Below are 323 nucleotides of genomic sequence, written 5' to 3'. Positions count from 1 at the left end.
AACCATTCCACTTGCCATGTACTCTCTGAAAGGGGCAACACGCTGTTGATTTCCACCTTTACGAGTTCACGCGAAGCACGTTCAAACGGATTTTCCTGTTGGAATGCGTCGGTCACTTGGGTGTAAGCGGGCGAGTTCGGAGCTAATTTTGAGTACGCGCGTCGAATGGCGCGCTCACTGGCACTGGTATCGGACAGCACCCCACGCAGATCTTCCACAAATTGTGAGATTTCCTTAATGGTTAAAGCGTTGAGTTGCGCATTGGGCAGCGTATTGACGCTCGCTACCCCAATCACCTCTTCGCCATTTTTGACGCCTATGAC

The 323-nt window shown here is 51.4% G+C and carries 1 protein-coding gene; it reads right to left on the bottom strand.

Annotation, left to right across the window (positions count from 1 at the left end; translation table 11 throughout):
* Positions 1-323, bottom strand: a 323-nt coding sequence (locus tag Q1A70_RS20590) for a type IV secretion system protein (protein WP_299697694.1), incomplete at both ends; no start/stop codon positions are given.

The sequence above is a fragment of the uncultured Vibrio sp. genome (assembly GCF_947488985.1).
Classification (GTDB): domain Bacteria; phylum Pseudomonadota; class Gammaproteobacteria; order Enterobacterales; family Vibrionaceae; genus Vibrio.
This window is presented reverse-complemented; position numbering and strand designations above follow the sequence as displayed.